This window comes from Phytohabitans maris (assembly GCF_031085175.1).
In the GTDB taxonomy this organism is placed as follows: Bacteria; Actinomycetota; Actinomycetes; order Mycobacteriales; family Micromonosporaceae; genus Phytohabitans; species Phytohabitans maris.
On the sequence record NZ_JAVHUY010000022.1, the window covers coordinates 43902 to 70821 of the forward strand.

Consider the following 26920-nt stretch of genomic DNA (forward strand, 5'->3'; position numbering starts at 1 on the left):
CCGGCCCGACGCGCGCTCATGCTTCGGTGTGTGGGAGGTGTCGTTCGCTCCAGTGCGACAGCGGCTGGAGGGCGGAGATCAGCTCTTCGGCGCCGGGCGTCAGGGCGTACCGGATCTGGACCGGCGTGCTGGGAATGACCGTGCGTTCGACGAGCCCGCGGCCCTGTAGTTGCTTGAGTCGCAGCGCCAGCTGTGGATCGGAGATGCCGGGGACCATAGCGCGGTACTCCGTGAACCGGCGGGCGCCGCGGGCGCCGGCGAGCAGGATCGGTCCGGCCCAGCGGACCCCGATGATGTCGATGGCCCGCAGGATGCGGTGGCAGCTTTCCTCGTCGACAGCGGTGCCGGGCGGGTTAGTCACTTCTCCAGAGTAAGTAGCTTTGGTGCTCCTTGCCAATGCGGATCGGCGGGCAGGACGCTTTCTCTGACCGACGAAGGAGAGGGCACCATGACCGCACAGACAGCACCGGTGGCCCGGCGGGTGGACCGGGTTCTGGAGAGGGTGGACATCGGTCCGACCGCCATGTCCGATCACAGCGCACTGATCATCGCCCCGGGCGACAACGCCTGGACCGATCCGTTCCTGCTCATGGGAGAGGAGCTGGTCAATCGGCCGGGGTTCGACTGGCATCCGCATCGCGGGATGGAGACCGTGACCCTGATCCTGGACGGGGCCCTGGAACACGGCGACAGCATGGGCAACGCCGGCGTGCTCGGGCCGGGAGACGTGCAGTGGATGACCGCGGGGCGGGGTGTCATTCACCGCGAGGTCGCTGCCCGCTCGGAGCACGCCCATGTGATCCAGCTGTGGCTCAACCTTCCGTCCGAGAAGAAGCTGGTACCCACCGGCTATCAAGACCTGCGGGCCGGCAATCACGCCGTGCACACCGAGCCGGGTGTGCTGGTCCAGGTGATCTCGGGCCAGACCGGGGCGGTGCGCGGGCCGGCCGTCAATCATTGGCCGATCCTGGGCATGGTGATCACGCTCGACCCACGGACCGAGTATCGGCAGGTGCTCGACGGGAGCGAACGCGCTTTCGCGTACGTGATCGCGGGCCGGATGACGGCCGGCGGCCGCACCGTGCGTGCCGGGCAGATCGCCTGGTCCGATCCGGTGTCCCGGGAGGGCGCGCCGACCGCGCTGACCTTGGCCACCGGCGAGGCGGACGAACAGACCAAGCTGATCGTGTTCTCCGGCCGGCCCATCGGCGAGTCGGTTGTCGCCCACGGCCCGTTCGTGATGAACACCCGGGCCGAGATCGAGCAGGCCTACCGCGACTTCCACTCCGGCAAGTTCGGCAGCATCCCGCGGCACACCCGCCTGCCCGCCGGAGCCTGACCGATCGCGGCCCCCTCGTACGCGGTGCTCTCGGCGCTGGCCGGGCTCGGCCTGTCCCAGCCGTCTGCCGCTGTACGTACGGCCGGCGACTGCGGCGGGGTTTGACCAGGGGGACAGGATCGGGTCATGGTGTCAGGGCGGGACCGGACCTGGGGCGACGAGCGGCTCTACCATCGGTCGAACATCACCGACGAGCGCGACGCCGGCACTCTGGCCGACTGGCTTGCCGACCAGTACTGCGTCAAGGACGGCTCCGACTGGAGGGTGCGCGTCTGGGCCGGCCACGACGCCAACCCCGACGCCGTACCACTGACCAACATGGGGAGTGTGCGAGTACGAACCCTAGGTCAGGGACCCGGCTGTTCCGGAGCGCTCATGTGCCGGGAAGCGGAAGTCGGTGCATGCCGGAAGCGAGGTGGGCAGGCGGCGCGTCCCGGCGTTTCTTCAGACAGGATTTGCCCGCGTCCGCGCCAGCTGTGGACCGCATGCTCCCGCGGGCACCGCTGCGGCCGGCGGCTCGCGGGGCTCGCCGAGATCCCCGGCCTCCGCTGCCGGCCCCGCGGGGCAAGCCCACTCCGGGCGAGGCTCGTGCCGAAGCGCGCGGCGGGTGTGTGGAAGCCGTGGAGTCGCACGCATGGACGGGGCAGCTCCAGAGCTTCCCGCACGCACACATCCGCCCCGGCGGTGCCGCAGCCGCGAGCCGCGGGCCGGGCGGGTTGTGAACCGCGAACGGTGAGGCCGCGGGAACGCACCCCAAGAAACGCTCCGCTGCGCTCCACGTTTCCCCGGGGACCCCGCGCAACGGTCTGGACCACAATGGACATCGCGGTAGCCCGAATCCTCATTCGGGGTTGGATCCTCTCCAGGTGCCGACGGCCCAGGCCGCCCCGACTCCGAAGCCTCGCTAGTGTCGGTGACCGCCGCGGACGGTTTCGTCGAGGTGGGCGCGGGTGGCTGTGGTCGAGCTGGTCGTTGGTTGGCGGGGAAGGGCGGCGGCGCCGGCCAGTGAGGCGGCCAGCCAGCCGGCGCTTGCCGCGATCCAGGCAGCCGCGACGAGGCGAGGGTGGATCGTCATGAAAGCCTCCGGAGTTGTCGGTGGTCGGCGATCAGTTCGTCGACGGTCCCGGCCGGTCGGTGCGTCCCGCGAGTGGTGCGGCGGCGTCCGACACCGGCCCAGGCGATGCGGCGTCGGTCCGGCCCCGGCGTGATGGGATAGAATTGGAGCCCATGAGACAGTATCCATCTGTATGCAATGGTAGTCAATATGGCAGAGGTTGAGAGTAGCACCCGCACCTACCGTTCCGAGCTTCGGCAGCGCCAGGCGGCCGAGACCCGCAGGCGGGTCGTCGAAGCCGCCGGCGAGGTGTTCAGCGAGCACGGATACCAAGCCGCGACGTTCGCGCAGATCGCGAAGCGGGCCGGCGTTTCGGTCGAGACGGTGCGAACGCACGGCCCGAAGGCGGCCCTGATGTGGGCTGCGGTCGAGGTGGCGTCCGTCGGTGTCGAAGGACGCAACATCGAGCTCGTGGCCACCGATGTCGGCAAGGCCATGATCGAGGTCGGTGACCCGGACGGTTTCGCGGCGTTCCTGGGCGGGGCGATGCTCACGATGAACGAGTCGGCGGCGGGTGTCTGGCTCGCGGTCACCGGCGCCGCCCAGGGCGACAGCGAGCTTCGCGGCCACCTCGCCGAGCGGCTCGCCGGGATCAGGCGGCAGGTCGCGTATGTCCTGCGGGTGGTCGCCGAGCGTGGCTGGCTGCGCGCCGACGTGCCCTTCGACGACCTCGTCGAGGCCTGCTGCGTCATCACCAGCGTCGAAAGCTACGTGCGCTTCGTGCGCCTCGACGGCAAATCGCCTGAGGAATACAAGGCTTTCGTCACACGGACGGTCCGCGACTCGATCCTCGCCTGACCATCCGGTGGGAGTGTCGGGTCAGGGTCGAGGGCATTGGAGTGTCTGTGAACCGTCGCTTTCGGCTCGTCGCAGCTCGAGCGTCGCCTCCGGATCGGCCGGCTGCGTGTCGCTGCTGACGGTGGTGCTGCCGTCCGGGTTGACCACGACGATGTAGAGCGTGGCGCGCAATCGGATCGTGTCGCGGCCGTCCCATTCGCCTTCGAGGTCACCGAGGCGGGTGTAGGTGCCGGGTGGTCGCTCGTCGGTGGACGCGCTGAGGTGAAAGGCTGTGCCGCTCCAGTTCCGGGTTTTTCCCGAGATCGCAAAGCCGTCTGGTGCGTGGCCTGGTGCGCACACCCGTGCGGTGCCTTCGATGGTTTCGCAGCCGCCGCAGCTGCCGCGGCTGGTCCTGGGCGGAACTCTCGCCAACCGCAGCTCCATCGGGCGGAGGCCGTCCGAGGCACGTAGATCGCCCTTCCAGGTCCCGATCAGGAGCGGGTCGCCGGTCAGCGAACGGGCCCACGGATTGAGCACCACGTCGCTCCACCCCGTCGCGACGCACAGAACGAGAAGCCCTGCCACTGCCGTGATCGCGTAAACGACTCTCTTGCCGGGGCGGAAGCGTCTGCGACGCCGCGGCTCCTGGTCTGGCATGCTCTCCGTCACCCTTCGCGCTTGCAGCCTGGTCCCACAGGCGATCGTCAGGCCGGGATCCCGTCGAGCATCGCGTGCAGGGTCTGCTCGTATTTGGCCTTGTCGAAGCTGAAGCTCGACAGGGTGAGCGTGTAGCTGCCGTCTTCGCGGATCATCACGGCCTCGGCCTCGGTGTCCCCGACCGCGACGTAGGCTTTGTCGCCCTTGTGCACGTCGGTGACATGGCCGTACCTCTTGCCGGCCGACTCGCGCTTGTGGTCGTACGTGCCCGATCCGGCCAGTTGGGATGACGTCGTGATCGTGACGCTGGCGATCCCCTTGCCGTCGCCGAAGAGGCAGTTCTCCTCGTCCACCATGGGCTGGCCGACGAGCTGGGAGACCTTCTCGGCCGTGAACGGACACGCGGGCACCGCGGTGCTGAGGTCGCCACCGACTGGAAGCTCCACATCGGACGCTCCGCCGGCTGTGGTACTCGAGCCACCCGCACAGCTCGCTACGACAAACAGCACAGCAACCGCCACAGGGGCGAATCTGACGCGCATAGCGGTTCCCTCTCAGTGGGCTGACCCTCATGACGTCTTGCACACCGCGTTGGCCGGCTTGGTCTTGGAACGGTTGACCAGGTTCTTGGTCGGAGGAGGCTTGGGTATGCCGCCGGAGGCCTCGACGGGTTTGGCGTTGAAGATCCGAAGGAAGAAGTTGATTACCTTGGCGACCAGTGCGGGGATGGTGTATCCGATGCCGTAGGTGCCGTTGATCGTGACGTCGACCTGCCGGCAACCCTCGCCGTTGGCGAGGCCGCTCAGTCCACCGAACCCGACGCTCGATCCGGGCCCAGTCGCAATCAAGATCGAGGACATGGCAACACCGGGTAGGCGAAGACACCGGAGATTGGACACATGTAGACAGTATTCATCTGTATATGAGGGTAGTCAATATGAGGGAAGGCTCATCGCGAGGGCGAGTGTGTGTAGAGCACCGCGTGCACGAGCTCGCGGAGCTCCTGCGAGATGGTGGGCCGTTCGTGCAGGTGGCCCACCCGGACGACGTCGTGCACGACCGCCCGCGCGGCGTGTACGAGGACGAGCCCGTCCGTGTCGCTGAGCTCGGGGCGCTCGGCCGCAAGGGCACGACACCACTCCGCCACGTGCGCGTCCAACGACGCCTTGATGCGCCGTGCCGCCTCCGGCGGGAGATTGATCGCCTCCAGGACGTAGACCCCGAAGACGAGCCTTTCCCGCACTCCCAGCTCGATGTACTGGGCGGCGAGGTCTTCGAGCTTGCCGCGCTTCCCGGTGGTCAGCTGCTCGGTCGCTCGGGTGAACGCCTGGACGAGAAGGTCGCCCTTGGTGGGGAAGTGGTAGTAGATGCTGGGGCCGGCCATGCCGACGGCGGCCCCGATGTCATCGAGGCTCACCGCCGCGTAGCCGCGGTCGTGGAAGAGCGCGATCGCGGTGTCGAGCAGTTCGGCGCGGCGGCCGTTCTGGGTGCCCTGCTGCTGCGCGGACCCGGGCGTGGCGCCGAGGCGGCCGGGATCCGGGGCAGCGGCGTGGGGCAGATCTGCCCGATAGACCGCGCCGGCGACACGGCCGAGGATCCGCGCCCGATCCGCTGAGCGAGCCGGCATCGAATAGACGGAAGGGCTGGAAAGCACGGCCAGGAGCGCGGTGGAGAGGACCGCCACCTGGCCGGCGTCGCACTCCGGGCGGGCATCGTGGACGCGTCGCCGCAGGTCCGCGGCGAACGCGTTGAACCGTGCCTCGAGCGGCTCACGCTGGCGCTGGTCGAGATGGCGCATCTCGCGCTGCAACAGCGTCCAGAGGTCGCGGCGTTCCTCGGCGGCGATCGCGAGCTCCGCCAGGGCGTCGTCCAGGGAGGCGCCTGGCCGCGCGGTCCAGGCCGCCGCCACGACGTCGAGTCCACGGTCGATGGATGCGGCCAGGAGCGCCTGCTTGTTTTCGAAGTGGCGGTAGATCGCGGGGGCGGTGAGCCCGGCGGACGACGCGATGCCGGCGAGGGAGACCTGGTGAAAGCCCCGGCGGTGGAACTGACCGGCGGCCAGGTCGGCCAGCTGTCGCCGGCGCTCGGCCGCGGCCAACGCCGTCCTCGGTCGCGCCATGACTCCCCTTCGCTCGATGCCCGCCCAAAGCTTACACCGGGTTGCCTAGTGAATATTCACAAGGTAGGCTCGCCGGAGCCAATCCCGATCGAGGAGAAGACATGCCGGATTCGGTGCCGACCGCCGAGGCGCTCATCTTCGACGCCATTCGGACGCCTCGTGGGCGCGGCAAGAGCAACGGCGCCCTGCACACCATCAAGCCCGTGTCGCTCGTCGTCGGCCTGATCGACGAGCTGCGCGCCCGGCAGCCGGGCCTCGACCCGGCCGCGATCGACGACATGATCCTGGGCATCGTCTCCCCGGTCGGCGACCAGGGCTCGGTGCTGCCCCGCACGGCCGCCATGGTCGCCGGCCTGCCGGACACCGTGGGCGGTCTCCAGCTCAACCGCTTCTGCGCGTCCGGCCTCGAGGCGGTCAACATCGCCGCGCAGAAGGTCCGCTCGGGCTGGGACGACCTGGTGATCGCGGGCGGCGTGGAGTCGATGTCACGCCTGCCGCTCGGATCCGACGGCGGAGCCTGGATGAACGACCCGGAGACCAACCTGACCACCCACTTCATCCCTCAGGGCGTCAGCGCGGACCTCATCGCCACCGTCGAGGGCTTCGGCCGCGAGACGGTCGACGAGTACGCCGTGCGGTCCCAGCGGCGCGCGGCGGCGGCCTGGACCGGCGGCTTCTTCGCGAAGTCCGTCGTGCCGGTCAAGGACCGCAACGGCATCACCGTGCTCGACCACGACGAGCACATGCGTCCAAACACGACGGTGGAGTCGCTCGCCGCGCTGCGGCCGTCCTTCGCGGCCATGGGGGAGCAGGGCGGGTTCGACGCGGTCGCGCTCCAGCGGTACCACTGGGTCGAGCGGATCGACCACGTCCATCACGCGGGCAACTCGTCCGGGATCGTCGACGGCGCCGCCCTCGTGCTGGTCGGCAGCGAGGCCGTCGGCCGGCGGCTGGGTCTGACACCCCGCGGACGCGTCGTGGCGACCGCGACGTCGGGCGCGGACTCCACGATCATGCTGACCGGGCCCATCCCGGCGACCAGGAAGCTTCTCGACCGGGTGGGCCTCACCGTCGACGACATCGACCTGTTCGAGATCAACGAGGCCTTCGCGGCGGTTCCGCTGAAGTACGCCAAGGAGCTCGGGATCCCGGACGAGAAGGTGAACGTCAACGGCGGCGCCATCGCCATGGGCCACCCGCTCGGGGCGACCGGGGCCATGCTCGTCGGCACGATGCTCGACGAGCTCGAACGACGGCAGGGGCGCCGCGCCGTCGTGACCCTGTGCATCGGCGGCGGCATGGGGGTCGCCACCCTCATCGAGCGTCTCTGACCGGTCGGCGGCGGTCGACGCGGGGAAGGAAGCCCACAGATGACAGACATCTTCAGCTGGAACCAGGACGCCGGCGGCGTCGTCACCGTCACGATGGACGACCCGACCCAGTCGGCCAACACCATGAGCGAGCGCTTCATCGAGCAGCTCCCGCGCCTGGTCGACCGCATCGAGGCCGGGCGTGACGAGATCGCCGGCGTCATCGTGACCTCGGCCAAGGAAACGTTCTTCGCCGGGGGCGACCTCGGTCTCATGATGCGGGCCACCAGGGACGACTACGCCGGGACAAGAGCGATGCTCGACGGCGTCAAGGCCGCGCTGCGCCGCCTGGAGCTCCTCGGCCGGCCGGTGGTCGCGGCCATCAACGGCGCCGCGCTCGGCGGTGGGTACGAGATCGCGCTCGCCTGCCACCATCGGGTCGCGCTCGACTCCCGGGCGGTCAAGGTGGGCCTGCCGGAGGTGACGCTTGGCCTGCTGCCGGGCGGCGGCGGCACCACCAGGACGGTACGGATGTTTGGCCTCCAGACCGCGCTCGAAAAGCTTCTCCTGACCGGCAGGCAGTTCAGCGCCGCCGAAGCGCTGGAGCAGGGACTGGTGGACGAACTGGCCGCCGATCGCGAAGCGATGCTCGCCAGCGCCCGGCGCTGGATCACCGGCAACCCGGACGCCCGGCAGCCGTGGGACCGTCCCGGCTACCGCCTCCCTGGCGGGACGCCGTCCTCCCCGGCGCTGTGGGCGACACTGCCGACCATGCCGGCCCTGCTGCGCAAGAAGGCGCAGGGCGGGCCCAACCAGGCGGCCGAGAGCCTGCTGTCGGCCGCTGTCGAAGGCGCCCAGGTCGACTTCGACAGCGCGCAGGTCGTCGAGTCGCGGTACTGCGCCGACCTCATCTGCGGCCAGGTCTCCGCGAACATCATCCAGGGGATGTTCTTCGACCCGCAGGCGATCAAGAAGGGGGCGAGCCGGCCCGCCGGATACCCGCCGCACTCCGCCGGCAAGGTCGTGGTGCTCGGCGCCGGGATGATGGGCGCCGGCATCGCGTACGTCAGCGCCAAGGCCGGCCTCGACGTCGTCCTCAAGGACGTGAGCATCGAGGCGGCGACGCGGGGCAAGGGCTACAGCGAGCGCCTGCTGGACAAGGCGGTCGCGGCCGGCCGTACGACGCCCGAGCAGCGTGCCGCCGTCCTCGGCCGGATCAGGCCGACCGTCGACATCGGGGACGCGCGCGGCGCGGATCTCGTCGTCGAGGCGGTGTTCGAGGATCCCGAGCTCAAGAAGCGCGCCATCGCCGAGGTGCTGCCCTACCTCGCGGCCGGCGCCGTCGTGGCGTCGAACACCTCGACCCTGCCCATCACCGACCTGGCCGACGCCGTCCGCGACCCCGCCGACTTCATCGGGCTGCACTTCTTCTCGCCGGTCGACCGGATGCGGCTGCTCGAAATCGTGGTCGGGGAGAAGACCAGCGACGAGACGCTCGCCAAGGCGGTCGACATCGCCCGGCAGATCGGGAAGACACCGATCGTCGTCAACGACAGCCGCGGCTTCTTCACGAGCCGGGTCATCCTCGAGTTCGTCAACGAGGCGCTTGCCCTCGTCGGCGAGGGCGTGCCCGCCGCCTCCGTGGAGCAGGCCGCCACGCAGGCCGGGTACCCGGTGGGCGCGCTGGCCCTCGTGGACGAGCTGACCCTCACCCTGGCCAGGACGATCCGGGAGCAGACGCGGGCGGGCCAGCGGGCATCGGGGGCCGAGCCGCCCATCCACCCGGCGTGGGGCGTGCTCGACCGGATGGTGGACGAGCTCGGGCGCCCGGGGCGCTCCAGCGGGGCCGGGTTCTACCAGTACCAGGACGGGCGTAAGGCGGGGCTCTGGCCCGGGCTGCGAGACGCCTTCGGCGGGCGGAACACCGACATCCCACTGGTCGACATGCAGGAGCGGATGCTGTTCGCCGAGGCGCTGGACGCCATCCGCTGCCTCGACTCCGGCGTCCTCCGGTCGGTCGCGGACGCCAACGTCGGCTCGATCCTGGGCATCGGCTTCCCGGTGTGGACCGGCGGCGTCCTGCAGTACGTGAACCAGTACGAGGGCGGCCTGTCCGGTTTCGTCGCCCGGGCCCGCGAGCTGGCGGGCAGGTACGGCGAGCGGTTCACCCCACCGCCGTCCCTGGTCGCCAGGGCCGAGACGGGGGAGCTGTACCGATGAGCGCGCCGCTCGCCGGCCGGACGGTACTCATGTCGGGCGGGAGCCGGGGGATCGGCCTGGCGATCGCCCGCCGCGCGGCTCGGGACGGCGCCAACGTGGCCCTGCTGGCGAAGACCGACAAGCCCGACCCGCGGCTGCCCGGCACCGTCCACACCGCCGTCGAGGAGATCGAGGCCGCGGGCGGGCGCGGGCTCGGGGTCGTCGGGGACGTACGGCGGGAAGCGGACGTGACGCGCGCGGTCGAGCAGACCGTGGCGGCCTTCGGCGGCATCGACATCCTCGTCAACAACGCCTCGGCGATCACGCTGGCGCCGATCGGACAGCTGCCGGCCAAGCGCTACGACCTGATGTTGGAGATCAACGCCCGGGGCACCTTCCTCATGACGAGCGCCGCCCTGCCGCACCTGTACCGGTCGGACAACCCGCACGTGCTGACCCTCTCGCCACCGATCAACCTCGACCCGTACTGGCTGGGCGCGCACGCGCCGTACACGGTGAGCAAGTACGCGATGACCCTGCTCACGCTGGGGCTCGCCGCCCAGCGCCACCCCGTGCCGCTGGCCGCGAACTGCCTGTGGCCGCGGACGACGATCGCGACCGCCGCGGTGCAGAACATCGTCGGTGGCGAAGCCGCGATGGCCGTGTCGCGCAAGCCGGAGATCATGGCCGATGCCGCGCACGCGATCCTGTCCCGGCCGGTCCAGGAGGGCACCGGGCAGTGCTTCGTCGACGACGACGTCCTGGCCTCCGCCGGGGTGACGGACCTTTCGCCCTACCGGTACGGCGAGGCGTCGCAGTCGCGGCTGCGGATCGACCTGTTCCTGCCCGGCGGTGAAGTGACGGACCCCGGAGGCGACGGTGACTGACAAGGCCCCGCGGACCGTCTACGAGGAGGACCACGAGCGGTTCCGGTCGACGGTCCGGTCGTTCATCCAGGCCGAGGTGGCGCCGCACGACGAGGAGTGGGAGCGGCGCGGGATCGTCGACCGGGAGCTCTTCGTCCGGGCCGGCGACGCCGGGCTGCTCATGCACGCGACGCCCGAGGCGTACGGCGGGGCCGGCGTCGACGACTGGCGGTTCAGCGCGATCGTCGACGAGGAGTTCGGCCGCTCCGGGTACGCCTCGGCCGGGCTCTCCATCGCGTTGCAGAACGACGTGGTCGGTCCGTACCTGCTCGATCTGAGCGACGACGACCAGAAGCGGCGCTGGCTGCCCGGCCTCACCGCGGGCTCGCTCGTCGGCGCCATCGCCATGACGGAGCCGGGCGCCGGCAGCGACCTGTCCGGCATCGCGACGAAGGCGGTCCGCGACGGCGACCACTACGTCCTCAACGGGTCGAAGACGTTCATCTCCAACGGCCAGAACGCCGATCTCGTCGTGGTCGTGGCCCGGACGTCGGCCGACCGGCACCGGGGGCTGAGCCTGCTGGTCGTGGAGCGCGGCATGGCGGGGTTCGAGCGCGGCCGCAACCTGGACAAGCTCGGCATGCACGGTCAGGACACCAGCGAGCTGCACTTCACCGACGTACGCGTGCCGGTGGAGAACCGCCTGGGCGAGGAGGGCGAGGGGTTCTTCCACCTCATGCGCAACCTCCCCCAGGAGCGGCTGTCGCTGGCGGTCACCGCGGTGTCGGCCGCGGAGGGGATCCTGGCCCGGACGATGGAGTACGTCGGGCAACGGCAGGCGTTCGGGCAACCGATCGGCGGCTTCCAGCACAACCGGTTCCTCCTCGCCGAGCTGCACTCCGAGGTCGACATCGCCCGGGTCTTCGTCGACCACTGCGTGGCCCTGCACAGCCGGGGGGAGCTGTCGCCGGTACGGGCGGCCAAGGCGAAGTACTGGTGCTCGGAGCTCCAGGTCCGGGTGGCCGACCGGTGCCTGCAGCTGCACGGTGGCTACGGCTACATGCGGGAGTACGCCGTGTGCCGCGCCTTCGCGGATGCCCGCGTCCAGACGATCTACGGCGGCACCACGGAGATCATGAAAGAGATCATCGGCCGGGACCTCGGGCTGTGAGCCGATGAGCGCGGTCCGGCTCGAGGTGCTCGACGGCGTGGCGGTCGTCGAGCTGTCCCGGCCCGACCGGGGAAACGCGGTCGACCTGCGGCTGGCCCAGTCGCTCCACGAGGTCGTCACGCACGTCGCCACCCTCCCCGACGTGGCGGTCGCCGTGCTCACCGGCGCCGGGGAGCGGTTCTGCGTCGGGGGTGACCTGCGCGCGATGGCCGCCGCCCCGGAGCCGCGCGCGTACCTCGGCGAGCTCGCGCGGGCCGCCCACCGGGCGGTGCTGGCGCTGCGGGCGCTACCGGTGCCCGTCGTCGCGGCGGTACAGGGAGCGTGCGCCGGAGCGGGTCTGGGTTTCGCCCTGGCCTGCGACGTCGTGCTGGCCGAGCGCACGGCCCGCTTCGTGACGGCGTACACCGCGGCCGGGCTCTCGCCGGACAGCGGCCTGTCGTGGATCCTGCCGAGGCTGGTCGGGCCCCGGCGGGCGGCCGAGCTCGTCCTGACCAACCGGACGCTGTCGGCGGACGAGGCGCTCGCCTGGGGCTTGCTGGGCAGCGTGGTCGAGCCCGGAGAGGCCCGCCGCGCCGCCGTGGACCTGGCCCGCCGGCTCGCCGCCGGACCGGACACCGCCCTGGCCAACTCGGTCCGGCTGCTGCGCGACGCGTTCGACCACAGCCTTGAAACGCAACTGGACCGCGAGGCGGCCGCCATCGCGGACGCGGCCGGCAGCCCGTCCGGCGTCGAGGGCATCGCGGCGTTCGCGGCCAAGCGGCCCGCCGACTTCGTCCGGCACCGCCGCCCGCGCGCGGCGGAGGCAGTCGACCCCGGCCGGACCGAGCCGCCCGAACCGGTGCGCCGCTGGCACGAGATGATGCGCGACCGCGACCTGAGCCCGGTCACGCCGATCCTGGCGGAGTCCGTCGAGTTCCGGTCGCCCGCCGTGCGCGCACCGCAGCGGGGCCGGGAGGCCACCACCCGCTACCTCGCCGCCGCGCTCGCGGTGCTCGGCGACGCGATCGGCTACCGGCGCACGTGGCTGGCCGCCGACTCCGCGGTGCTGGAGTTCGCGGCGGTGCTGGAGGGGGTCGAGATCCAGGGCGTCGACATCCTGCGGTGGAACGGCGACGGGCGGATCGAGGAGATCACCGTGCTGGTCCGCCCGCACAAGGCGCTGCGCTACCTCATCGACGCCATGGCGGCGCAGCTCGGCGGCTGAGAACGCCGCGAGGCCTTGCGCCACACGGCTCCATAATGTTTAGTCTGGTTAAAGACTAGGAGCGGGCGTGGGTGTCGAGCCGGCATCTGCGCCTCCCATCCGGGCCGGCCACTATCGGCAAAGGACGCCACTATCGGCAAAGGACGACAGTCATGACGCTGCCCACCGTCTCCGATCTCGCGGAGCAGGTCCTCCAGCTGTTCGCCGGCGACCCGCGGGCACTCGCCGACCCGTACCCGGTGTGGAACCGGCTCCGGGACGAGCTGCCCGTCACGCGGATCGGCGACGCGGTCGTGCTGAGCCGGCACAGCGACGTGAAGGCCCTGCTCGGCGACAACCACCACCTCTACAGCCGGGCCCGCACGAAGCACTCGGCGCGCTACGAACGGGCCCGGGAGACGTTCTCGCCACCCGGGCGGGCCGCTTTCGACCGGGTCCTCAACCACGAGTTCAAGCAGCTGGTCCGGCTCGACCCGCCGGACCACCCCCGGGTCCGCCGGGTGGTCACCCCGCCGTTCTCCGCGCGTGCCCTGAAAAGCGAGATGGCGGAGAAGATCCGCCAACGGGTCACCCAGGCGATGGACGACATCGCCGGCCGGCGTGGCGCCGTCGACTTCAAACAGGTGGCGTACACGCTGCCCCTGCGGGTCCTGGGCGACCTGCTCGGGATCCCGCTGCACGACCTGGACCGCATCCACTCCTGGGCGTTCCGGATCGCCGAGAACAAGCTGAACGCCGACTCGGAGGAGAAGTCGCTGGCCGCGGATGACGCCTACCGCAACCTGATGGGGTACATCGACGAGCTGGTGGAGCGGCAGGCTGGCACCGGAAGCACGACCGGGCTGGTCGCCTCGCTGCTGGAGGCGGAGTCGGGCGGTGTCGTGGACGGCGAGGAGGTGCGGGCCATGCTCGCACTGATGATCTTCGCGGGGCACGAGACGACCAGCAACCTGCTGGCGATCGGGATGATGAGCCTTCTGGAGCGCCGGGACCAGTGGGACCTGCTCGTCGCGGACCGGTCGAGGGCGCCGGCCGCCGTCGAGGAACTGCTGCGGTTCGTCACCCCGGCCCACTTCCTGCAGTACGTCGCCGCCCAGCGGCGCGAGCTCGACGGCGTGGTCATCGAGGCGGGCGACACGGTGATCGGCGTACTCGCCGCCGCCAACCGTGACCCCGCGGTGTTCGCCGAACCGGACCGGCTCGACGTGACAAGAGCCGACTCCCGGTTTCACGTCTCGCTCGGGCTGGGCCCGCACTTCTGTCTCGGCGCGGGGCTGGCCCGGATGGAGGCCGTCGCGCTCTTCGCCGCGATGGCCGAGCGTTTCCCCGAAGCGGGGCTCACCGACGAGGAGATCGTCTGGGGTGGACGGTCACTGCGCACGCCGATCCGCCTACCGATCCAAGCACAGCGCTAGAGAAGGGCTGACATGACGATGAGGATGATCGTGACCGGAGCGGCCGGTGGCATCGGGCGGGCCGTGGCGACGCTGGCCGCCCAGCGTCACGAGGGCTGCTCGCTGGCCCTGGTCGACCGGGACAAGGGTGTGCTGGACGAGGTCGCCGACCGGGTCGGCGCGTTGGGTGCCCGGGCCGTCGCCATCGCCGCCGATCTCGCCACTGTGGACGGTCCCGCCGACGCGGTGCGCGCCGCCGAGCAGGCGTTCGGCGGTGTCGACGCGCTGGTGAGCAACGCGGGCATCGGCGGCCTCGCCGCCCTCAAGGACATCGCGGCTGAAGACTGGGACCGCGTGTTCGCGGTGAACGCGCGCGCCACCTTGCTGCTCGCCCAGGCGGCGTACGGCTCCCTCGCCGCGGTGGGCGGAAGCATCGTCGCGACCACGTCCGTCTCGGCCCGCTTCCCGACGCCACCCATGGGCGCGTACAGCCCGGCCAAGGCGGCCCTGCTGATGCTCGTCAAGCAACTCGCGCTCGAATGGGGGCCGGCCGGGATCAGGGTCAACTGCGTGGCGCCCGGCCCGACGGACACACCGTTGACGTTCACCGCGTTCGGTGACCAGGAAAACCCGAAGGCGGTCGCCAACCGGGCGTTCCGCGAGTCGCAGATCCCGCTGCGCAAGATCGGCCGGCCGGAGGACATCGCGCGGGCCGTGCTCTTCCTCGCCGGCCCGGACGCGTCACACGTGACCGGTACGGAGATCACTGTCGACGGTGGACTGTCGCTGGCCCTGATGCCGGCCACCGGCACGGGAAAGACGCCGCGGCACAGCGCCGACTGACGCCGGAGCGCGTGCCGCCGCCCCGTCGACGGCACGCGCGTACCGGTCAGGCGTCCTCGTCGATCGTGATGACCGCGGCCGGACAGGCCATCATCGCGTTGCGGGCGGCGTCCTCGGCATCGGCCGCCGGGCTCTCCCGCAGCAACACGACAACGCCGTCGTCGTCCTGGTCGAACACCTGCGGCGCCTCCAGGACACAGGCACCGCTGGAGATGCAGGAGTCCCGCTCCGTCCTGATTTTCATGACTGCTCCTCGTTTCCTGACGTCGGTCTGCGGGCCGCGCCGGCGAAGGCCGGGACCAGGCGCCGGTGGGCGGTGAACGCCTTGGCGGAGTTCCAGGCCACCACGCCGGTGACCCGGCCACCGTGCTCGGCTCGGGCCACGAAACGGCCTTGGACGATGTCCCCTTCCACCGGCCGGAGCGTGGCGCCCGCCGGTACGAATCCCGCCACCTGGACGCGCACGTCGAAGTGGTCGGTCCAGAAATAGGGGGTCGGGGTGAAGGCGAGGCCGGCGCCGAGGATGTTGCGGGCCACCGCCTGGGCCTGCTCGGTGGCGTGCTGCCGGTGCTCGATCCGCATCGACCGGCCGAAGCCGTCGTGGTGCCAACGGGCGACGTCACCCACCGCCCAGATCCCGGGTGCGGCCTGGCAGCGCGGGTCGCAGCCGACGCCGTCGCCGGCGTCGAGCCCGTTGCCGGCCACCCAGTCGACCACCGGCCGGCAGCCGATCGCGACCAGCACCGCCGCCCCTTCCAGGTGCGTGCCGTCGGTGAGGTCCAGGCCGTCCGGCCGGCCTCCCGACCGGGTGATCCGCCGGACGCCGGCGCCGAGGCGGAGGTCCACGCCGTGCCCGGCGTGCAGGGCCAGCAGCCGCCCGGCGACCGCGGATCCGAGCCGGCCGGCCAGCGCGCAGGGGTCCGGGTCGACCACGGTCACCGGCACGCCGAGCCGGCGAGCGCTGGCCGCCACCTCCAGCCCGACGAAGCCGGCGCCGACCACGAGCAGCCGGCCGCCGCCCAGCAGGTCGTCGCGGAGCCGGAGCGCGTCGGTCATGGTGCGCAGCACGTGCACGCCGGGCAGCCGGTCACCGGCGAGCCGGCGCGGGGCGGCACCGGTGGCGATCACCAACTCGTCGTACGTGATGTCTCCCGCGACGTCCGTGCGGACCACCCGCCGCCGGCGGTCGAGGGCGACCGCCCGTACCCCGGTCAGATGGCGGAACCCGATGCGGGCCAGGCGTCCGGCCGGGAAGAGCGCCGCCCGCTCGGGCGCCCAGCTTCCGTCCAGGACCTGCTTCGACAGCGGCGGCCGGTCGTACGGGGGGCCGGGCTCCGCCTCCAGCACGGTCAGGGCACCGTCGAACCCGAAGCGGCGCAGGGCTTCGGCCGTGCTCAGCCCGGCGGCGGAGCCCCCGACGACGAGGACGTGCCGCGGGTCAGCCATCCGCCGCCCCGAACCAGTCCCACCGCCACGGCGCTATCGCGTGCATCGGCGACGCGAACAGGATCCGCTCGTGGCTCGACGACGTGTCCCACCCGGGCGCGGCTCGGCGTAACGCCGGCGTCGCCTCGACCGGGTCCCCCTCCAGGTGGACCAGGCGGACGAGCACGCCGGAGTCGTCGCCGCCGGACGCGGTGCCGAATCCGGCGCCGCTGGAGTGGAAGCTGTACGACGAGACACCCGCCACCGCGGGCAGGTCGAGCAGCGCCGGGACGATCTCGCGCTCGTAGCGGGCCAGCCAGGACACCGCCGCCGCGCTGCCCGGTCGCGCCACTCGGGACACCGTCAGGTGTACGCCGCGGTGCGGGCGCATGGGCACGACGTCGGGCGCGACCAGCGCGGCCGGGGCGGAGTGGGCCCGCACGGGGGTGAGGAAGCCGACCGGCCGCCGGTGCGTGTAGGCGAGCTCGGGCCGGCGTCCCCACCAGACGGCGCGCTGGTTGAGCTCCGTCCAGTCCTGTATGGACCGCTCCACGGGGTCGCGGAACCAGTACATGACGGCGTACTGGTACCCGGCCGCGGCCTCCTCGCCGGCGACGTACGGGGCGCAGTCGGGCGAGCACACCCACCGGTCACCCCAGAGCACGCCCGGCAGCGCCAGATTCTCCGGCAGGTGGTCGAGCTGGTGCCACGCGTTGTACTCCCGGTGCCGGGCGGGGTCGTCCAGCCGGGTCAGGGTGAGGAAACAGCGCCGGGCGGTCATCGGCTGACACCCGCCGCGCGCAGGCCGGCAAGCTCGGCGTCGTCGGCCGCCAGCCACTCGGCGAGGACCTGGTCGGTGTGCTCGCCGAGCACCGCGGCCGGCCCCGGTCGCGGCGGGTCCCAGCCGCGGATCCGCGCCACCGGGCGGGGGACCGGGTAGGTGCCGACGCCCGGGTGGTCCACCGCGTCGAACAGGCCGCTGGCGGCCACCGGCGAGTCGGGGCCGAGCTGGAGCTCCTCGACCCGGCGGTAGTCGCCCCAGAGCACGCGGGCCCGCTCGAGCCGGTCGACGGCGTCGGCCCGGACCCGCGCCGCGAACCAGGGGGCCAGGACCGCCGTGACGAGGTCGCGATGCGCGTACCGGTGCCGCTCGTCGGAGAAGTCGACGCCCAGCCGCTCCTCCAGCGCGGAGATGACCGCGGCCGCCTCGGTGACCTCCACCAGCCGCGCCCAGTGCCGGGCGGTGAGCGCGACGACCATGACCCGGTGCCCGTCCTTGGTGGCGAAGTCGCTGCCGTAGGCGCCGTACAGGTAGTTGCCCTCACGGACCCGGGTGCTCGCGTTGATCGCGGTGTCGGCCAGGAGTCCGAGGTGCGCCAGCGTGGTGACCGCGACGTCGGAGAGGTTGATCCGGATCAGCTCGCCCCGGCCGGTGGCACGGCGCTTCCGGTCGGCGGTGACGACCGAGAGCGCGGCGTGCAAGCCGGTGAGCAGGTCCCACGCCGGAAGGACGTGGTTGACCGGGCGCGTGGCGTCCACCGGGCCGGTGAGCCAGGGCAGGCCCACCTCCGCGTTGACCGTGTAGTCGACCGCTGGACGGCCGTCGGGCCGGCCGGCGATGTGCACCATGACGAGATCCGGCCGGACGCGGCGGAGCGTGTCGTAGTCGAGCCAGCGCCGGTCGACGGCGTTCGTGACGAGGATGCCGTAGCCGTCACCCGGCCGCGCGAGCATCCGGCGGACGACCGCCCGGCCCTCCTCCCGGCCGAGGTCCAGGCTCACCGAGCGCTTGTGCCGGTTGAGCCCCGCCCAGTAGAGGCTGCTGCCGTCGGGAGCGAGCGGAAGCCGGCGCGTGTCCGGCGCCCCGCCCAGCGGGTCGACCCGGACGACGTCGGCGCCGAGCTGGGCCAGCACCATGGTGCCCGACGGCCCGGCCACGAACGTGGACAGGTCGAGGACGTGCAGCCCGGACAGCGGGCCGGTGGAGACCACGGCTCACTCGAAGGGGGAGACGAAGGGTACGCCGGCGGCGGCCGCGGCCTCGGCGATCCAGCCGCCGATCTCGGCCGCGATCTCGTGCGAGACCAGTTCGATCCACATGCCGGGCGCTTGCGGGTTGTAGTGGAACGAGGCCCGGGTGATCCTGCCGTCCTCGGGCACGCCGGACAGCTCGCGCCGGTAGCCCTGGGCCTCCAGCGCCGCGGCGGCGGCCGTGAGGTCGTCGGTGTAGTAGCCCAGGTGGTGGATGTACCGGCCGCCGGTGAGGGAGAGGTACGGCCCGGCGTCGATCTGCTCCAGGAGCTCGACGAAGTGCGGCCCCCGCAGCGAGTACGTGAACCGGACGTGGCGGTCCCGCACGCCTTCGGGGCAGAGCAGCGGGGTCTTCGCCTCCTTCGGCGGCGCCCAGAGCAGACCGAGCGCGCCGCCCATCTGGACCATGGCTTTGTCCAGATCGTCGACGATCATGCCGGTGTGGTAGAGCCGCAGCAGTGGTCCGGTGCCCATCTCTCCTCCTCGGTCAAGAGTGATATTACACATCGCTAAGCATTCGCCAAACGCCGTTGACGTGCCAGAACCCCGGATGTACTAATAGTTAGTGAGGTTAAGCTTTGTGTCGGGGAGGAGCAGCCATGCTGGCGGTCCAGAGCCTGCTGGCGCAGGAGACGGAGCGCGACCCGCACGCGTACTACGCCTACCTTCGCGAGCACGATCCGGTCCACTACGACGAGGAGGCCGGGGCGTACCTGCTGACCCGCCACGAGGACGTCGGAGCCGCCTACCGCAACCCGGCGTTCTCCACCGCGAACTACCGCTGGCAGCTCGAACCGGTCATGGGGCGCACGATCCTGCAGATGGACGGCCGGGAGCACGCGAGCGTACGGGGGATGATGAGCCCCTCCTTCCGCGGCCAGGGCCTGCGGGCCTGGCTGCCGCTGATCGAGCGCACGGTCGGGGAGCTGCTCGACGACTCCCTTCGCACCACAGTGGACAGTCTGGTCGGCCGGATGGCGAAGGGCGGCGAGGTCGACCTGGTGCCGCGCTTCAGCCACCTGCTGCCGGTCTACGTGATCGCCGAAGTGCTCGGGCTACCCAGATCCGACCACGAGCTCTTCTACGGCTGGTACCAGGCGCAGAGCCAGTTCCTGTCCAACCTCTCCCGCGATCCGCGGGTCGAGCGCCGCGGAGCGCGGGCACTGAAGGAGCTTCGGGAGTACCTCGCGCCCCTCGTCGCCCGCCGCCGCGCCGAGCCGGGTGACGACTTCGTCTCGAAGCTGGCGCGGGCGGAGGTCGACGGCCGGCGGCTGACCGACGAAGAGGTGATGACGCACGCCACCCACCTGCTCAACGCCGGCTCGGAGACCACCGACCGCACCGTGACCAACCTGCTGAACCATCTGCTCACGGTGCCGGAGCGCTACGCGGCCGTACGCGACGACCGCTCACTCGTCCCGCGGGCGATCGGCGAGACCCTCCGGCTCACGCCACCCTCGCAGATGAACGGGCGGGTGACGACCGAGGACGTCGAGGTCCGCGGGGTGCGGATTCCGGCCGGCTCGTTCGTGCTGCTCGTCATCGCCTCGGCCAACCGGGACGAACGCAGGTTCGCCAACGCGGCGCGGTTCGACATGTACCGCGACGACCTCCGGCACGAGCAGGCGTTCAGCGGCGTCGGGGAGCACTTCGCGTTCGGGTTCGGGCGCCACTTCTGCCTCGGTGCGACGGTGGCCCGAAGCGAGCTGGAGATCTCGCTCAACGCCCTCCTCGACGCGTTTCCCGACATGCGGCTGGCGCCCGGCTTCGTCGCCGAGGAGCGCGGCCTCAAGATGCGCTCGCCGCGGGCGCTCCGCGTCGTCCTCTAGCCGCCTCATCGCCGCAAATATCGAGCCTAGCCAACACGCGCCGGAGCGGGGCGCGAGAGAGAGGAACCTGTCGATGGCAACGCTGGAGTACGACAAGCGCCGTGCCTTGGTGACGCCGGGCCGTCTGCGCCACCTCTTCGGCGCCCGGCGCCTGGCCGTCGTGGGCGCTTCCAGTACGTCCAGCTGGGCGCGGAACCTGGTGCGCAGCCTCAACGCCGCCGGCGGGCTCAAGGAACTCGTCTTCGTGCACCCGAAGTACCCGGAGCTCTTCGGCCAGGCCACCGTGCCCAACCTGCGCGACCTCGAGGAGCCGATCGACCTCGCGTTCCTGATGGTGGGCCCGAGCCGGGTCGACGAGATCATCGAGGACGCCGCGGCCGCCGGTATCCGCAACGCCGTCGTCCTGGCGGCGGGCTACGGGGAAACCGGCCAGGACGGGCGCGCGCGGCAGCTCGCACTGGCCGAGCACGCCCGGCGGCTGGACGTCACCGTGATGGGACCCAACACGATCGGCTTCATCAACGCGACAGCCGGCATCGCCCCCTGGGCCGTCGCCACCGAGCGTCCCCCGCTGAAGGGAACGGTCAGCGCCGTGTTCGAGAGCGGGTCGATGGCCCGCGCCACGCACGAGTTCGCCCAGGCCCACGGCGTCGGCGCGAGCCTCTGGGCCTCGGTCGGCAACTCCGCCGTACTCACCAGCCTGGACGTCCTGGAGTACCTCCTCGAGGACGAGCCGACCAGAGCCGTCGCGCTGTTCCTGGAGACGGTGGGCGAGCCCGACCGGCTGCTCGCGCTGGGCCGGCGCGCCCTGGAGCTCGACAAGCCGATCGTGGCCTTCAAAGCCGGCCGCACCGAGGCCGGCCAGCGCTCGGCCATGGCGCACACCGGTGCCGTCGCCACGGACGACGCCGTCGTCGACGCCCTCTTCCGGCAGGCCGGCATCGTCCGGGCGGAGAGCCTGGAGGAGCTGGTCAGCACCGTCGGGCTGTTCGGCCACTACCCCGAGCGTCCCAAGGGGCGGCGGATGGGCGTGGTCACCTCGTCCGGGGGCGGCTGCAACATCATCGCCGACCTGGCCGCCGCCAACGGCCTCGACCTGCCGGAGTGGGAGCGGTCGACCGTCGACGCGCTCGCCGAGCACCTGCCGCCGTTCGCCTCGATCCTCAACCCGCTGGACACCACCGGGTTCGGTCACGCGCGGGCCAGACCCCGCCCGACCAAGGCCGAAGACGACCTGATGGAGATCGCCGTCAAGGACAGCGGCATCGACTTCATGTTCACGATGATGACGCCGCTTCCCAGCAGCCGGCCGGAGGACCCGGCCTTCATCGAGAGCCGGCTGGAGATCCTCGGCCAGATCGTCCGCGATGCCCCGGTACCCCTGTTCCTCGCCTCCAACACCTGCCTGGACCTGCCCGACTATCCGCGCGGCCTGCTCGCCGGGGCCGGTCTCCACCTGCTGCCGGGCGCGGACCTGGCGCTGAAGTCCCTGGGCCACCTGATGCGCTGGGTGGACCTGCGCGCCAGCGTGCTCGCCGACGAACCCCCCGCCCGGGTATCGCCGGACGGCGGCTCGGGTCCGGCGCTGACCGGTACGTGGGCCGAGGACGAGGGGCGCGACCTGCTCACCGCCCACGGTGTGCCGATGGCGCCGGCCGTCCTGGTGACCGACCGGCGGGACGCCGCCCGGCTGGTCGCCGAGTGGGACGGGCCGGTCGCCATGAAGGTGTGCTCGCGCGAGATCGCCCACAAGTCGGACATCGGCGGCGTGATCCTCGGTGTCGGCAGCCCACCGGCGGCCGAGGCCGCGTTCGACCGCATCCTCGCCGCCGCCGCGACGCACGTGCCAGAAGCCACCGTCCGGGGTGTACTCGTCTCGCCGATGCGCACCGGGGGACTGGAGATGCTGATCGGCGTGACCAGCGATCCGACGTTCGGCGCGGTGCTCGCCGTGGGGCTGGGCGGGATCTGGGTCGAGGTGTTCAAGGACGTGAGCCTCCGGGTGCTGCCGGTGTGTCCGGGCACGGTGAAGGAGATGCTGCTGGAGCTGAAGGCGGCACCACTGCTGCGCGGCGTACGCGGCGTCGCGCCCGTCGACCTCGACGCGCTCACCGACGTCATCATGGCGGTGAGTCGCGCGGCGCTCGCCCTCGGCGACCGGCTGGAGACGCTGGAGGTCAACCCGCTGCGCGTCGACGGCGCCGTGGTGGAAGGGCTCGACGCGCTCGTCGTGACGGGGGACCGGGCATGAGCGGGAGTCGCGAGGCTACGGACATCGACCACGGCGGTGGGCGAGCGCCGAGCGACGGAGCGGGGGTAGGCAAGGGCCACAACCCGCGGGGTGCGCTCGCCGGCGTGCGGGTACTCGATTTCACCCGGTTCCTGCAGGGCCCGTACGCGACCCGGCTCTTCGCCGACATGGGCGCCGACGTGCTCAAGGTCGAGCGACCGGGTGGTGAATGGGACCGGCGGCTGCGGCCGGCGAAGGACGGGTTCACCGGGTTCTTCCACGGGCTCAACCGGGGAAAGCGGTCGGTGGCGATCGACATTTCCATCCCGGAGGGGCGCGACCTGGTCCTCGAACTGGCGCGCGAGGTGGACGTGGTCGTCGAAAACTTCCGGCCCGGGGTCCTCGACCGGCTCGGGCTGGGCTACGAGGCGCTCAAGGCCGTCAACCCGCGGATCATCTACGCCGGTGCCTCCGGCTACGGGCCGGGTGGCCCGCGCAGCGACGAGCCGATGTACGACATGGTCGCCCAGGCGGTCTCCGGCGTGTCGGACTTCATGCGCAGCCCGGAAGGGGTTCCCCGGCTCGCCACCCGGGCGATGGCCGACTCGGCGGGCGCGATGTTCCTGGCCATGGCGGTGGTCACCGCCCTGTACGTGCGGGAGCGGACCGGGCAGGGGCAGCGGGTCGACGCCAGCCTGGTCGGCTCCTGCCTCGGGATGCACACCGCCGAGGTGACCATCGCGCTGTACGAGAACCGGGTCCACCGGCCGCAGGGGCGGGTCACGTCGACCTCCGGTGCGTTCCGGTGCCGCGACGACCGTTGGTTGGTGATCGGTGCCACCGACCAGAAGCTCTGGCGCAACCTCACCCAGGCGCTCGGGCGGCCGGACCTGGTCGACGACGAGCGGTTCGCGTACGGCAAGATCCGCGAGGCCAACCGGGCGGTGCTCGAACCGATCCTGGAGGAGGTCTTCCGCACCGCCGACCGCGACGAGTGGGTGGAGCGGATGCGCGCGGCCGACGTGCCGGTCGCGCCGGTCCAGACCTTCCTGGAGGTCGCCGACGACCCGGATGTGCTGGCCAACGGGTACGTCGTGGAGCAGGACGATCCCGAGTGGGGCAAGGTCCGCACCGTCGGCCACCCGTTCCACATGAGCCTGACCCCCGGTGAGGTGGGGCCGGCGACGCCGGCCCTCGGCGAGAGCACCCTCGCCGAGCTGCGCCGGCTCGGGCGCACCGGCGAGGAGGCCGCGGACCTGCGGGCCCGCGGCGTGGTCGAGTTCCGGGAGGAGGGCGCGGCGGCATGAAACCCAAACGCTGGGGTACGCCGGAGAGCCTCGCGGCCGCCGACCAGCAGGTGCTCTACGACGTCGACCGGGCGGGCGTCGCGTACATCACGCTGAACCGGCCGGAGAAGCACAACGCGCTGAGCGTGCCGATGCGCGAGCGCGTCGCCGAGCTGGTCGCCGCGGCCGACGCCGACGACGACGTGCGGGTTCTGGTCTTCCGGGGCAACGGCAGGTCCTTCTGCAGCGGCAACGAAATCAACGAGGAGTGGGGGCAGCGGCGGCCGCACGAGCGCCGCCGGACCCTCGACGTGGGCTACCGGTACGGCGCCGACATGGCCTGGGGGCGGCTGGGCTTCAGCCAGGCGATCTCCCGGTCGGACAAGGTCACCATCGCTCAGGTCCACGGCTACTGCGCGGCGGCGGCGTACTTCATGATCGCCTGCAAGTGCGACCTCGTGGTGGCGGCCGCGGACGCCCGGATCGGGGCCCTGGAGGCGCGGTTCCTCGGCCCGGCGGGTGCGGTGGCCAGCGTGCACATCAACCGCATCCTGGGCATGAAGGCGGCCCGCCGGACCGGCTTCACCGCCAAGCCGATGAGCGGGACGGAGGCGTACGACCTGGGGCTGGTGTACCGGTGCGCACCGGTCGAGGAACTGCCCTCGGTGACCGGGGAGATAGCCCGCGACATCGCCGCCCGACCCGCGGGCGCGCTCGACTTCCTGGTGGCTCGGCTACGCGCCGCGGAGGGCCTGATGGATACCAGCGTTCCGGCGATCACCGGGCTGCTCGTCTCGCACTTCCTGCAGGCGGCGCCCGACGAGATGGACTTCTGGCGCACGGCCCGCCGGGTCGGCGTGGGCGGTGCCCTCGATGCCGACAAGGCCCGCAAGGGCGCGGCCGACCCGCGCGCGGACAGGAACCCGGCCTCATGATCGACGTCAAGGTGGCCGACTGGGTCGGCACGGTACAGGTGGCGGACTTCGCCGGGCTGTCGCGCTACGACGCGGCGTTCGCCTGGGAACTGCGGGATACCGTCGTCGCCCTCGCCGACGACAGCGAGGTCAAGGTGATCGTGCTCCGCACGGACGGCGGAGACTTCGCACCGGACGTACCCGGGGCGCCGCTCCCGTCGGACCGGTCGGCGACCTGGCGCCGGGTCTTCGCCGGTGCCAAGGGCTTGTACCAGTCGCTCGCCTTCTGCAAGAAGGTGGTCGTCACCGAAGTGACCGGCGCGTGCCGCGGCGCCGGAAGCGCCCTCGTGCTCTGCTCCGATCTGACCGTGGCCGCCGAGGAGAGCAGCTTCGGTTCGCCGTTCCTGGCCGTGCCGGAGTCCAACTTCGTTCTGGCCGCGCTGACGATGAGGCTCAACCGGGCCAAGGCGTGGGCCGTCACCGGCGACGTCCTCGACGCAGCCCGCGCCGAAGAGGTCGGGCTGGTCAACCAGGTCGTCCCGGGCGCGTCGCTCAGAGCCGAGACGGACGCGCTGGCCGCCCGCGTCACAGCCATGCCCCTCGACGGGGTGACCATGTCCAAGATGCTGCTCCAGGCGGTGCTCGACGCCCACGGGGTGGGCCGCGACTTCGACCTCGCGACGCACTACGCGGCCCGCCGGCGGCATGCCGAGAACGCGGGAGGTGGGGCGCTATGACCACGGACGGCGGTGCGGTCGAGTTGGCCCTCGACCACGAACGGCACCAGGCGGTCATCAGGATCCGCCGGGAGGAGCACGGCAACCGGCTGACCCGGGCCATGGCGCGGCAGTTCGTCGCCCACCTCGACGCGATCGACGCCGACGACGACATCAAGGTCGCGGTGATCGAGGGTACCGGCGCGCATCTGTCGTCCGGATGGGATCCGCGGGAGGCGTGGGAGCAGTACGTCGAGGCGCCCGGCGGTGCGGTGAAGAAGCACCCGAGCCAGCGCGCCCGCCTCGTCGCGCTCTCCGACGAGTGGTGGGGACCGAACGGCCTCTACCGGCGCCTGCTGCACTGTCGCAAGGTCACCATCGCGAAGGCGGTGGGGGACTGCTACGAGACCGGGCTGTACCTGACGCTCTGCAGCGACCTCGCGGTCGCCCACGAGAACGCCCGGTTCGCCGTACCGCGGTGGCGCAACGTCGGCGTGGACGGCGACCTGTCGCTGCTCATCGCCACGGTCGGGCTCAAGCGTACGAAGGAGCTCATGTACGCCGGGACGGCGTGGGACGCCGGCACCGCATCGCGTTACGGGCTGGTGGACGGCGTTTCGGCGGCCCCGGACGAGGAGGTGGGCCGGCTCGCGGAGATGTGCGCGTCGATCATGCGCGACGGCATCGTCACCGAGAAGTACGCCGTCTTCGCGTCGCTGGCCAAGATGGGCGTCGACCACGCGTTCGCCGCGGCGACCGTGGTCGGCGCGTCACTGAGCAACATCCACTTCCAGCCGGGCGAGTACAACTTCCTCGCCGACCGGCGCCGGCACGGCACGGCGGCGGCGCTGGAGCGGTCCCGCCGCGACCTCGGATGAGCCGGCGGCCCGGCTCAGGGCAACTCCGGGTCGCAGAGCAGCTCGAGCACGGGCAGCACGCCGAGCAGGGCGTGGAGCTGCTCGTCGGTGAGCCGCGCGAGATGGTCGGACAGCCACACCTCGCGGCTGCGCAGGATCCGCTGCCGCTCCTGCTCCCCGGCCGGGGTCAGCGAGATGACGGCGTTACGCCGGTCGAGGGGATCCGCCTCGCGGGCGACCAGCCCGAGCTCGACCAACCGGTTGAGGCTGCGGGTGACCGACGGCGGGCTCACCCCTTCGCTGGTGGCCAGGTCGCCGGCGGACGCCGGCTGCATGCGGTGGATCGCGAACATCAACGAGATCAAGGCGTAGGACAACCCGTCGTCGGTCTGCTGGCGCAGCACGCGGCCGAGCCGGCCCAGCGTCATCCGGAGCCGGACCAGGTCCTCGTGGCGGATCCGCCGGGCGGTGCGACGTCCACCGTTGGTGGACCGGGTAACTGTCATGGTGATCGGACTCCCGACGCTCTGACCTGTTGCCGAACACGGTCGCACGCCGATGGGCGAACGTGTGAGGCAGTGAGCAATATTTTACCTAGTTAGCTAGTCGTGCGTTCGACGCGGCCGTCCGGTCCAGACC

Annotated in this window: 27 protein-coding genes; 15 read left to right on the top strand and 12 right to left on the bottom strand. The window is 71.6% G+C overall.

Annotation, left to right across the window (positions count from 1 at the left end; all coding sequences use genetic code 11):
- Positions 1-16: 16 nt before the first annotated feature.
- Positions 17-361 (bottom strand): winged helix-turn-helix transcriptional regulator, encoded by a 345-nt coding sequence (locus RB614_RS23250; protein ID WP_308714717.1) that lies wholly within the window; start codon positions 359-361, stop codon positions 17-19.
- A gap of 120 nt (positions 362-481) precedes the next feature.
- Between RB614_RS23250 and RB614_RS23255 the strand changes: the two genes are divergently transcribed.
- Positions 482-1339 (top strand): pirin family protein, encoded by an 858-nt coding sequence (locus tag RB614_RS23255; RefSeq protein ID WP_308714718.1) that lies wholly within the window; start codon positions 482-484, stop codon positions 1337-1339.
- Between the two features lie 904 nt (positions 1340-2243).
- On the opposite strand, the gene RB614_RS23260 is transcribed toward RB614_RS23255, so the two are convergent.
- Positions 2244-2414 (bottom strand): hypothetical protein, encoded by a 171-nt coding sequence (locus tag RB614_RS23260; protein WP_308714719.1) that lies wholly within the window; start codon positions 2412-2414, stop codon positions 2244-2246.
- Positions 2415-2603: 189 nt separating this feature from the next.
- On the opposite strand from RB614_RS23260, the gene RB614_RS23265 reads away from it, so the two are divergent.
- On the top strand, positions 2604-3251 hold the full coding sequence (locus RB614_RS23265) for a TetR/AcrR family transcriptional regulator (RefSeq protein WP_308714720.1): 648 nt from the start codon (positions 2604-2606) through the stop codon (positions 3249-3251).
- Between the two features lie 21 nt (positions 3252-3272).
- Here the strand turns inward: RB614_RS23265 and RB614_RS23270 are convergent, their stop codons facing one another.
- From RB614_RS23270 to RB614_RS23285, 4 genes are all read right to left on the bottom strand, one after another.
- On the bottom strand, positions 3273-3887 hold the full coding sequence (locus RB614_RS23270; protein ID WP_308714721.1) for a hypothetical protein: 615 nt from the start codon (positions 3885-3887) through the stop codon (positions 3273-3275).
- A gap of 47 nt (positions 3888-3934) precedes the next feature.
- Positions 3935-4333, bottom strand: a complete 399-nt coding sequence (locus RB614_RS23275) for a hypothetical protein (RefSeq protein ID WP_308714722.1) — start codon at positions 4331-4333, stop codon at positions 3935-3937.
- Between the two features lie 123 nt (positions 4334-4456).
- Positions 4457-4747, bottom strand: coding sequence for a hypothetical protein (locus tag RB614_RS23280; RefSeq protein ID WP_308714723.1), 291 nt, complete (start codon positions 4745-4747; stop codon positions 4457-4459).
- A gap of 89 nt (positions 4748-4836) precedes the next feature.
- Positions 4837-6006, bottom strand: a complete 1170-nt coding sequence (locus RB614_RS23285; protein WP_308714724.1) for a TetR/AcrR family transcriptional regulator — start codon at positions 6004-6006, stop codon at positions 4837-4839.
- A 101-nt stretch (positions 6007-6107) separates the two neighbouring features.
- Here RB614_RS23285 and RB614_RS23290 point away from each other — a divergent pair, with 101 nt between their 5' ends.
- The 7 genes from RB614_RS23290 (at position 6108) to RB614_RS23320 (ending at position 14993) form a co-directional block, all read left to right on the top strand.
- The gene (locus tag RB614_RS23290; protein WP_308714725.1) at positions 6108-7337 is read left to right on the top strand and encodes an acetyl-CoA C-acetyltransferase; all 1230 of its coding nucleotides are present in this window, start codon (positions 6108-6110) and stop codon (positions 7335-7337) included.
- 39 nt (positions 7338-7376) lie between these two features.
- A complete protein-coding gene (locus tag RB614_RS23295) occupies positions 7377-9536 on the top strand; it encodes a 3-hydroxyacyl-CoA dehydrogenase NAD-binding domain-containing protein (protein ID WP_308714726.1) in 2160 nt (719 codons plus the stop codon).
- Positions 9533-10402 (top strand): SDR family oxidoreductase, encoded by an 870-nt coding sequence (locus RB614_RS23300; protein ID WP_308714727.1) that lies wholly within the window; start codon positions 9533-9535, stop codon positions 10400-10402. Before RB614_RS23295 ends, RB614_RS23300 begins: the two co-directional genes overlap by 4 nt.
- Positions 10395-11552 (top strand): acyl-CoA dehydrogenase family protein, encoded by a 1158-nt coding sequence (locus RB614_RS23305; protein WP_308714728.1) that lies wholly within the window; start codon positions 10395-10397, stop codon positions 11550-11552. Before RB614_RS23300 ends, RB614_RS23305 begins: the two co-directional genes overlap by 8 nt.
- Positions 11553-11556: 4 nt before the next feature.
- Positions 11557-12756, top strand: coding sequence for an enoyl-CoA hydratase-related protein (locus tag RB614_RS23310; RefSeq protein WP_308714729.1), 1200 nt, complete (start codon positions 11557-11559; stop codon positions 12754-12756).
- A 152-nt stretch (positions 12757-12908) separates the two neighbouring features.
- Complete coding sequence (locus tag RB614_RS23315) at positions 12909-14171, top strand: cytochrome P450 (RefSeq protein ID WP_308714730.1); 1263 nt, start codon at positions 12909-12911, stop codon at positions 14169-14171.
- A 12-nt stretch (positions 14172-14183) separates the two neighbouring features.
- Positions 14184-14993: an SDR family NAD(P)-dependent oxidoreductase gene (locus RB614_RS23320; RefSeq protein WP_308714731.1), complete on the top strand. Its 810-nt coding sequence runs from the start codon at positions 14184-14186 to the stop codon at positions 14991-14993.
- 46 nt (positions 14994-15039) lie between these two features.
- Here RB614_RS23320 and RB614_RS23325 read toward each other — a convergent pair whose 3' ends face one another.
- Genes RB614_RS23325 through RB614_RS23345 form a run of 5 tightly spaced genes read right to left on the bottom strand, consistent with a single transcriptional unit; the run spans position 15040 to position 18923 of the window.
- The gene (locus RB614_RS23325; RefSeq protein WP_308714732.1) at positions 15040-15237 is read right to left on the bottom strand and encodes a ferredoxin; all 198 of its coding nucleotides are present in this window, start codon (positions 15235-15237) and stop codon (positions 15040-15042) included.
- Positions 15234-16439 (bottom strand): NAD(P)/FAD-dependent oxidoreductase, encoded by a 1206-nt coding sequence (locus RB614_RS23330; protein ID WP_308714733.1) that lies wholly within the window; start codon positions 16437-16439, stop codon positions 15234-15236. The genes RB614_RS23325 and RB614_RS23330 overlap by 4 nt, the downstream gene beginning before the upstream one ends.
- Positions 16432-17199, bottom strand: coding sequence for a hypothetical protein (locus RB614_RS23335; RefSeq protein ID WP_308714734.1), 768 nt, complete (start codon positions 17197-17199; stop codon positions 16432-16434). Before RB614_RS23335 ends, RB614_RS23330 begins: the two co-directional genes overlap by 8 nt.
- Positions 17196-18410, bottom strand: coding sequence for a CoA transferase (locus RB614_RS23340; protein WP_308714735.1), 1215 nt, complete (start codon positions 18408-18410; stop codon positions 17196-17198). The genes RB614_RS23335 and RB614_RS23340 overlap by 4 nt, the downstream gene beginning before the upstream one ends.
- 3 nt (positions 18411-18413) lie before the next feature.
- Entirely contained in the window at positions 18414-18923 is a 510-nt protein-coding gene (locus tag RB614_RS23345; protein WP_308714736.1) for a VOC family protein, read from the bottom strand.
- A 125-nt stretch (positions 18924-19048) separates the two neighbouring features.
- Here RB614_RS23345 and RB614_RS23350 point away from each other — a divergent pair, with 125 nt between their 5' ends.
- From RB614_RS23350 to RB614_RS23375, 6 genes are all read left to right on the top strand, one after another.
- Entirely contained in the window at positions 19049-20278 is a 1230-nt protein-coding gene (locus RB614_RS23350) for a cytochrome P450 (RefSeq protein WP_308714737.1), read from the top strand.
- Between the two features lie 73 nt (positions 20279-20351).
- Positions 20352-22529 (top strand): acetate--CoA ligase family protein, encoded by a 2178-nt coding sequence (locus tag RB614_RS23355; RefSeq protein WP_308714738.1) that lies wholly within the window; start codon positions 20352-20354, stop codon positions 22527-22529.
- The gene (locus tag RB614_RS23360) at positions 22526-23815 is read left to right on the top strand and encodes a CaiB/BaiF CoA transferase family protein (protein WP_308714739.1); all 1290 of its coding nucleotides are present in this window, start codon (positions 22526-22528) and stop codon (positions 23813-23815) included. Before RB614_RS23355 ends, RB614_RS23360 begins: the two co-directional genes overlap by 4 nt.
- A complete protein-coding gene (locus RB614_RS23365; protein WP_308714740.1) occupies positions 23812-24729 on the top strand; it encodes an enoyl-CoA hydratase/isomerase family protein in 918 nt (305 codons plus the stop codon). The genes RB614_RS23360 and RB614_RS23365 overlap by 4 nt, the downstream gene beginning before the upstream one ends.
- Positions 24726-25445: an enoyl-CoA hydratase/isomerase family protein gene (locus RB614_RS23370; RefSeq protein WP_308714741.1), complete on the top strand. Its 720-nt coding sequence runs from the start codon at positions 24726-24728 to the stop codon at positions 25443-25445. Before RB614_RS23365 ends, RB614_RS23370 begins: the two co-directional genes overlap by 4 nt.
- Positions 25442-26302 carry an enoyl-CoA hydratase/isomerase family protein gene (locus RB614_RS23375; RefSeq protein WP_308714742.1) on the top strand — a complete coding sequence of 287 codons (861 nt, stop codon included), beginning with the start codon at positions 25442-25444 and terminating at the stop codon, positions 26300-26302. Before RB614_RS23370 ends, RB614_RS23375 begins: the two co-directional genes overlap by 4 nt.
- A gap of 14 nt (positions 26303-26316) precedes the next feature.
- Here RB614_RS23375 and RB614_RS23380 read toward each other — a convergent pair whose 3' ends face one another.
- Entirely contained in the window at positions 26317-26787 is a 471-nt protein-coding gene (locus RB614_RS23380) for a MarR family winged helix-turn-helix transcriptional regulator (RefSeq protein WP_308714743.1), read from the bottom strand.
- Positions 26788-26920: the final 133 nt, after the last annotated feature.